Source organism: Bradyrhizobium sp., assembly GCF_028868675.1.
Lineage (GTDB): Bacteria > Pseudomonadota > Alphaproteobacteria > Rhizobiales > Xanthobacteraceae > Bradyrhizobium.
Window position 1 is genome coordinate 1 of record NZ_JAGWUA010000242.1, and the last position, 6353, is coordinate 6353.

Consider the following 6353-nt stretch of genomic DNA (forward strand, 5'->3'; position numbering starts at 1 on the left):
TTGGTCGGAGCGAGAGGATTTGAACCTCCGACCCCTAGTCTCCCAGACTAGTGCGCTAACCGGGCTGCGCCACGCTCCGAACGCCGATCCATTAGCTAGGATCAGGGCTTTGCGCAAGGCGCGGCACGCCGAAGCCGCACCGGAACACCTAGGAGCCCGGCAGGCCGCCCCGGCTCAGCCCTCGCCCAGCGCCTGGTCGAGCAACTGGCGGCAGGCGACGAGATCGGCGAGCACCCGTTCCAGCCGCTCGCGCTCGGCTGCGCCGAGGCCGGCGCGCTCGCTGCCGCCACGGCGGAAGGTGGTCAGCACCTCCTCGTCGTCGATCTCCGCAAAGCGGAAATCGATGCCCTCCTCCTCCTCGCCCTGGTAATCGTCGTCGTCGCTGTCGACGCCACGGATTGCCGCGGACTCCGCCTCCTCCTCCATCAGGCTCTGCCCGATCGCGTCCTCGATCGCGCCGAAGGAGACGGCTGCCGACGAATCGGCAAGCCCCTGGACCGACTTGACGCCGTGCTCCTTGAGGATTCGCTGCACGCCGCGGATGGTGTAGCCCTCGCCGTACAGCAGGCGGCGGATGCCCTTGAGCAGGTCGACGTCGTCGGGGCGGTAGTAGCGGCGGCCGCCGCTGCGCTTCATCGGCTTGATCTGCGAGAAGCGGGTCTCCCAGAACCGCAGCACGTGCTGCGGTATGTCGAGGTCCTGCGCGACCTCGCTGATGGTGCGGAATGCGTCCGGCGCCTTGTCCAAAAGCCGGCTCCTTCTGGAGAGCGATTACGCCTCCGGTTGTGCCTTGCCGTCGTCGCCGCCATTGCCCCGGTGCTGGGCGTTGATCCGCTGCTTCAGGATGGCCGACGGCTTGAATACCATGACCCGGCGCGGCGAGATCGGCACCTCGGTGCCGGTCTTCGGATTGCGGCCGATACGCTGGCCCTTCTTGCGCACCATGAAGGAGCCGAACGAGGACAATTTCACCGTCTCGCCCCGCTCGAGGCAGTCGGTGATCTCCTTCAGTACGAGTTCCACGAACGCGGACGACTCGGTCCGCGACAGGCCGACCTTCTGATAGACGGCCTCGCAGAGATCAACACGCGTTACGGTTTTACTAGTATCGGTCATCGCCCTGCCCCACATCACGGCGAACAATTGTCGTCTGAAATTATGAGGTTACGATACGATGGTCAACAGCGCTCATCAATGCGGGCACATCGAAAATGCCTGCAAAACGGGCAAAACTTTACGCAATGCGCTACCAGCGCACGAGCGCCGAACCCCAGGTGAAGCCGCCGCCCATCGCCTCCAGCAGCACCAGATCGCCCTTCCTGATGCGGCCGTCCTTCAGCGCCACCGACAGCGCCAGCGGGATCGAGGCGGCCGAGGTGTTGCCGTGCCGGTCGACCGTCAGCACCACCTTTTCCGGCGCGATGTGCAGCTTGTGGGCGGAGGCGTCGATGATCCGCTTGTTGGCCTGGTGCGGCACGAACCAGTCGATGCTCCCGGCATCGAGGCCGGTGGCATTGAAGGCATCCACGATCACGTCGGTGATCATGCCGACGGCGTGCTTGAACACCTCGCGGCCTTCCATGCGCAAATGACCGACGGTCTGGGTCGAGGATGGCCCGCCGTCGACATAGAGTTTCGACTTGTGCCGGCCGTCCGAGCGCAGATGCGTGGTCAGGAGGCCGCGGTCGGTTGCGGCATTGCCCGGCTGCTCCTGGGCCTCCAGCACGATCGCGCCGGCGCCGTCGCCGAACAGCACGCAGGTGCCGCGATCGTTCCAGTCGAGGATGCGCGAGAAGGTCTCCGCGCCGATCACCAGCGCGCGCTTGTAGGCGCCGGTGCGCAGGAAGTTGTCGACGGTGGCGAGCGCGAAGACGAAGCCGGAGCAGACCGCCTGCAGGTCGAAGGCCGCGCCATGGTGGATGCCGAGGCCGTGCTGCACGGCGACCGCGGTCGCGGGAAAGGTGTTGTCCGGCGTCGAGGTCGCCAGCACGATCAGCTCGATCGACTGCGCGTCGACGCCGGCATCGGCGAGCGCCGCCTGCGCCGCCCTGATCGCGAGATGCGAGGTGAACTCGCCCTCGGCCGCCACGTGCCGCTCGCGGATGCCGGTGCGCTGCACGATCCATTCGTCGGAGGTGTCGATACGCGCGGCCAGCTGGGCATTGGTCACGACCTGCTCCGGCAGATAGGCGCCGCAGCCCAGCACGACCGAACGAATCTTGGTCACGAAACAGCCTCCTGCGCGGTCGGCACGGACCGAAGCGCGCCACCGTCGCGGTTGAGCATCTGATTGATCTTGGTCAGGAGATCGTAGTGGACCATCTCATAGCCAACATCGATCGCATAGGCAAAGCCTTCGGCGCTGATTCCGCCGTGGCTCTTGACCACGACCCCGTTCAATCCCAGGAACACGCCGCCATTGGACTTGTTGGGGTCCATCCTGTCGCGGAGCGCCCGGAAGGCGCTGCGCGCGAAGAGATAGCCGAGCCTGGACATCCAGCTCCGCTGCATCCCGATACGGAGCAATTCGGCCATCTGCCGTGCGGTTCCCTCGGCGGCCTTGAGCGCGATGTTACCGCTGAAACCTTCGGTGACGATGACGTCGGCGAGCCCCTTGCCGATGCCGTCGCCCTCGACGAAACCGACATAGTCGAGCTGCGGCAGGTTCATCGCGCGCAGGGTTTCGCCGGCCTCGCGGATCTCCTCGTGCCCCTTGATCTCCTCGACACCGATGTTGAGCAGGCCGACGGTCGGACGCGGCTTGTTGAACAACACGCTCGCCATCGCCGAGCCCATGACCGCGAGCGACACCAGATGGCGCGCATCGCCGCCGATGGTGGCGCCGAGGTCGAGCACGACGGAATCGCCGCGCCTGGTCGGCCAGACCCCGGCAATCGCCGGGCGGTCGATGCCCGGCAGCGTGCGCAGGTGGAAGCGCGACATCGCCATCAGCGCGCCGGTGTTGCCGGCGGAGACCGCGACGTCCGCCTCGCCCTTCTTGACCGCGTCGATCGCTAACCACATCGAGGAGGTCTTGCGCCCGCGCCGCAGCGCCTGGCTCGGCTTGTCCTCCATGCTGACGGCGACATCGGTGTGGACGATCCTGGAGGCGGCCTCGAGCGCAGGGTGCTTCTCGAGCTCGGGCTCGATCTTCGCGCGGTCGCCGACGAGAAGAAACTCGATGTTGCGATGCCGGGCGAGCGAGATGGCGGCGCCGGGAATGACGACGGGGGCGCCGACGTCGCCTCCCATGGCGTCAAGCGCAATTCGAACCTTGCTTGGCATAAATTACCCGGAAACCTGGTCTCTTGCGGTCTGTGCTGCGGGCCGCGACGTCTTGCTCGCCATGAACTTGGGCTCGCCATGGACATGGCGATCGGCCAGGCGCCACACTGCACCCGGACCGGGCCGCGACAATAGCGTCTCCCGGCCGTGACACAACCTCTTGACCCCAGCCTTTTGCAGGGGGTTCGAGGAGGGAATCGCAGTCCGGGCAAAGACCGATATCCATCAACGAGATATGGTGGAATTTCGATCCGTCCCGGCAACCGGTTCACGCCGCGTTGGAGGAACCCTGCCCAAGGCCGAATCTCCAAGGCCGAATCTGCAGAGCCGGGCCTTCGCGAGGCAACCGCCTACTTGCCTTTCGGCTTGCCCTTCCCCGCGCTTTTTGCGCCCCCGGCCCCCTTTTCCCCCTTGGGTTTCGGCTGCAGCGCCTTCAGCGCCGCAAACGGGTGGCCCTCCGGGTCGGGCACCTCGACCTGCGGCTCGAAAACCGCGCCTGGCTTGCGCGGATAGGGATCGATCGCCAGGAACAGCGCATCGGTGGCGAGCCGGCCGAGATCGATCATACCGTTGACGATCGCCTCCGGCGGCTCCTCGCCGGCCACGTCCTCGCGGTCCTGCCCCTCTTCAATGAGGTCGGCCAGCCGCCGGACCTCGGCCTCGGGGGCGAACATCAGCTCGATTTCCTCGTCGAGTTCGTTCTCGACGGGATCGAGCGTCACCACGCAGGTCTGGCCGACGCTCGCCCGGACGCGACCGGTAACAACCACGCGGCCGCCGCTTTTCGGCATCACGTCGAAGGAAGCGTGGGCGGACGCCACCTCGCGCAGGCCCGCAAGCTCGGCCATGGCCGCGCGTTCCCGCGGCGAGGCCTCGATCTCGCGATGCAGGCCGGTTTCCGGAATCTGCGCCACCATGACGGGCACCCGCCAGGGATCGGCATGGGGAACGGTGTCGGGTCGGGTCATGGCGTCATATCCTCCCGAAGCGGGGACGGAAACGTGAAGGACGCGCCGAGCAGGACGGCGGCGTCGGTGCGCTCGAGTTCGGCGTCGGCCGCCCGCGCATAGGCGGCCAGCCGTCGCGCCTCGGCCGGCGCGCCGCCATCGAGGACGTTCCTGGACAGCAGATTCCTGGAGATCGCCGCCGCCAGGGCCTCGCCGCCCTCGTCCATCGCCTGGTCGTAGGCCATGCTGCGGCCGTAGAAGGCCTCGCCGAAGGCGCGCATCCGCTTCGGCACCGTCTGGTCGCCGACCCCCATCTCGCGCAAATTGTCGTCCATGTCCTCGCAGAAGCGGTCGAACAGGGCCTGGGCCAGCGCGGTGCTGTCCGGAGCCGTCCGCAGGCGGCGCAACAGCAGCCACAAATGCAGCAGCAACAGGTCGAATCGGCCGTTAACCGTATCCGGCACGCCCAAGTCCCGGTAAAATATGGGTTCTCGCGCCTGCGTCACGATCATGCCATAGATGGCTTCAATGGTGCCGCGCGGGGCGAGCCGGGGTTTCCTGAAGTGACTGAACGGCCAGAGCATTGTGGGCATCCGCAAGCGGGCGGGCGCGTTGCACTCGCCGCTTCCGCCCGTACTTCAGCGGCTCGCGCGACGCAAGGGGACGGGACTAGTTCCGCCATGACCGACTTAAGCCAGAGCCGCTCACGCGGACGTCCGCACCGCGGCCTTCAGGCGCGCTGGAAAACCTTGCGCGGGCTCGCCGCTGCAGCCCTCGTCGGCGTGACGCTGGCTGCCTGCACCGGCGAGCAGTTCCAGAAGGGCTACATCCTGCCGCCGGGCGCGCTCGAGCAGATTCCGATCGGCGCGAGCCAGGACCAGGTGCTGATCGTGATGGGCACGCCCTCCACCGTCGCTACCCTGGACGGCGAGGTGTTTTATTACATTTCCCAGCGCGCGGAACGCCCCGTCGCCTTCATGAACCAGAAGGTGGTCGATCAGCGCGTGATCGCGATCTATTTCGACAAGAACCGTCGGGTGCGCAGGCTCGCCAATTACGGCATGCAGGACGGCAGGATCTTCGACTTCGTCAGCCGCACCACGCCGACCTCGGGCCAGGAGCTCAGCTACCTGACGCCGCTGTTCAAGCTACTCAGCTTCAACTAACTCCGCTGCGGCGTCGTGCCGCCGTCTGCGACTTGCCGAGGCGCGATCCGTTCCCTACGGTTCCCTGCAACAACAAGAAGCAGGGAGTGGATTCATGACCAAGACATTGTTTTCCCGCCGCAACGTGCTCGTGGGTACTGCCGCCTTGTCGACGGCAGCGATCCTGCCGCGATCGAGCCTTGCGGACTGGAAGCCCACCGAGACCGTCAGGATCATCGTGCCGGCGGCGGCGGGCGGCTCGACCGACGTCATGGGCCGGTTGCTGGCGGCGCATCTGCAGAGCGCGTGGGGCCAGTCGGCGGTCGTGGAGAACCGCTCGGGCGGCGGCGGCACCATCGGCACCGCCGAAGTCGTCCGCGCCAAGGGAGACGGCCACACCATCCTGATCGGCAATCCCGGCCCCAACGCCATCGCCTACAGCATCTTCAAGAACCTCAGCTACAAGCCGGACCAGCTGCAGGCCGTCTCCAACATGATCCGGATCCCGAACATCGTCTCGGCGCATCCGAAGACCGGCATCAAGTCGATCCCCGAACTGATCGCCTTCCTCAAGGCCAATCCGGACAAGCTCAGCTACGCCTCCTCCGGCGTCGGCCAGAGCCCTCACCTCACCGGCGCCTGGTTCCTGCAGCTGACCGGGTTGAAGATGACGCACATCCCGTTCCGCGGCGCGGGGCCTGCGCTGCAGGCGGCGCTCGCCGGCGACATCCAGATCCTGTTCGACAACCTCTACCCGTCGCTGCCGCAGGTGCAGAACGGCACGCTCAACGGTCTCTGCGTCACCACGACGGAGCGCAGCGATCTCACTCCGAACCTGCCGACCATGCGCGAGAGCGCGCCGGAGCTTGCGAGTTTCGACGTCTCGTCCTGGTTCGGGGTGTTCCTGCCCAAGAGCGCGCCCGCGCCGGTGGTCGAGGCGCTCAATCTCCAGGTCAAGGCCTGCCTCGAGCGCGAC

General features: G+C 66.6%; 8 protein-coding genes and 1 tRNA gene. 2 read left to right on the forward strand and 7 right to left on the reverse strand.

Going from position 1 to position 6353, the window contains the following annotated elements; all coding sequences use genetic code 11:
- Position 1 precedes the first annotated feature (1 nt).
- The 7 genes from KGM94_RS22420 to KGM94_RS22450 form a co-directional block, all read right to left on the reverse strand.
- Positions 2 to 79: transfer RNA gene (locus tag KGM94_RS22420), tRNA-Pro, on the reverse strand.
- 95 nt (positions 80 to 174) lie between these two features.
- On the reverse strand, positions 175 to 747 hold the full coding sequence (locus KGM94_RS22425; RefSeq protein WP_300264216.1) for a MerR family transcriptional regulator: 573 nt from the start codon (positions 745 to 747) through the stop codon (positions 175 to 177).
- Between the two features lie 24 nt (positions 748 to 771).
- On the reverse strand, positions 772 to 1116 hold the full coding sequence (locus KGM94_RS22430) for an integration host factor subunit alpha (protein WP_300264218.1): 345 nt from the start codon (positions 1114 to 1116) through the stop codon (positions 772 to 774).
- Between the two features lie 130 nt (positions 1117 to 1246).
- Entirely contained in the window at positions 1247 to 2227 is a 981-nt protein-coding gene (locus KGM94_RS22435; RefSeq protein WP_300264220.1) for a beta-ketoacyl-ACP synthase III, read from the reverse strand.
- Positions 2224 to 3285, reverse strand: a complete 1062-nt coding sequence (gene plsX / locus KGM94_RS22440; protein ID WP_300264222.1) for a phosphate acyltransferase PlsX — start codon at positions 3283 to 3285, stop codon at positions 2224 to 2226. The genes KGM94_RS22435 and plsX overlap by 4 nt, the downstream gene beginning before the upstream one ends.
- A gap of 350 nt (positions 3286 to 3635) precedes the next feature.
- Entirely contained in the window at positions 3636 to 4253 is a 618-nt protein-coding gene (locus tag KGM94_RS22445; RefSeq protein WP_300264224.1) for a DUF177 domain-containing protein, read from the reverse strand.
- Positions 4250 to 4816, reverse strand: a complete 567-nt coding sequence (locus KGM94_RS22450) for a ubiquinol-cytochrome C chaperone family protein (RefSeq protein ID WP_300264226.1) — start codon at positions 4814 to 4816, stop codon at positions 4250 to 4252. Before KGM94_RS22450 ends, KGM94_RS22445 begins: the two co-directional genes overlap by 4 nt.
- A 96-nt stretch (positions 4817 to 4912) precedes the next feature.
- Here KGM94_RS22450 and KGM94_RS22455 point away from each other — a divergent pair, with 96 nt between their 5' ends.
- Together KGM94_RS22455 and KGM94_RS22460 are read left to right on the forward strand one after the other, a co-directional pair.
- Positions 4913 to 5398: an outer membrane protein assembly factor BamE gene (locus tag KGM94_RS22455; protein WP_300264228.1), complete on the forward strand. Its 486-nt coding sequence runs from the start codon at positions 4913 to 4915 to the stop codon at positions 5396 to 5398.
- 94 nt (positions 5399 to 5492) lie between these two features.
- Positions 5493 to 6353: tripartite tricarboxylate transporter substrate binding protein (locus KGM94_RS22460; RefSeq protein ID WP_300264230.1), on the forward strand; the 861-nt coding region annotated here is incomplete at its 3' end.

Bases quoted from the DNA above. Each gene is read 5' to 3' on its own strand.
- KGM94_RS22430 (WP_300264218.1), bottom strand. From the start codon at position 1,116: ATGACCGATACTAGTAAAACCGTAACGCGTGTTGATCTCTGCGAGGCC.
- plsX (WP_300264222.1), bottom strand. From the start codon at position 3,285: ATGCCAAGCAAGGTTCGAATTGCGCTTGACGCCATGGGAGGCGACGTC.
- KGM94_RS22445 (WP_300264224.1), bottom strand. From the start codon at position 4,253: ATGACCCGACCCGACACCGTTCCCCATGCCGATCCCTGGCGGGTGCCC.
- KGM94_RS22450 (WP_300264226.1), bottom strand. From the start codon at position 4,816: ATGCTCTGGCCGTTCAGTCACTTCAGGAAACCCCGGCTCGCCCCGCGC.
- KGM94_RS22455 (WP_300264228.1), top strand. From the start codon at position 4,913: ATGACCGACTTAAGCCAGAGCCGCTCACGCGGACGTCCGCACCGCGGC.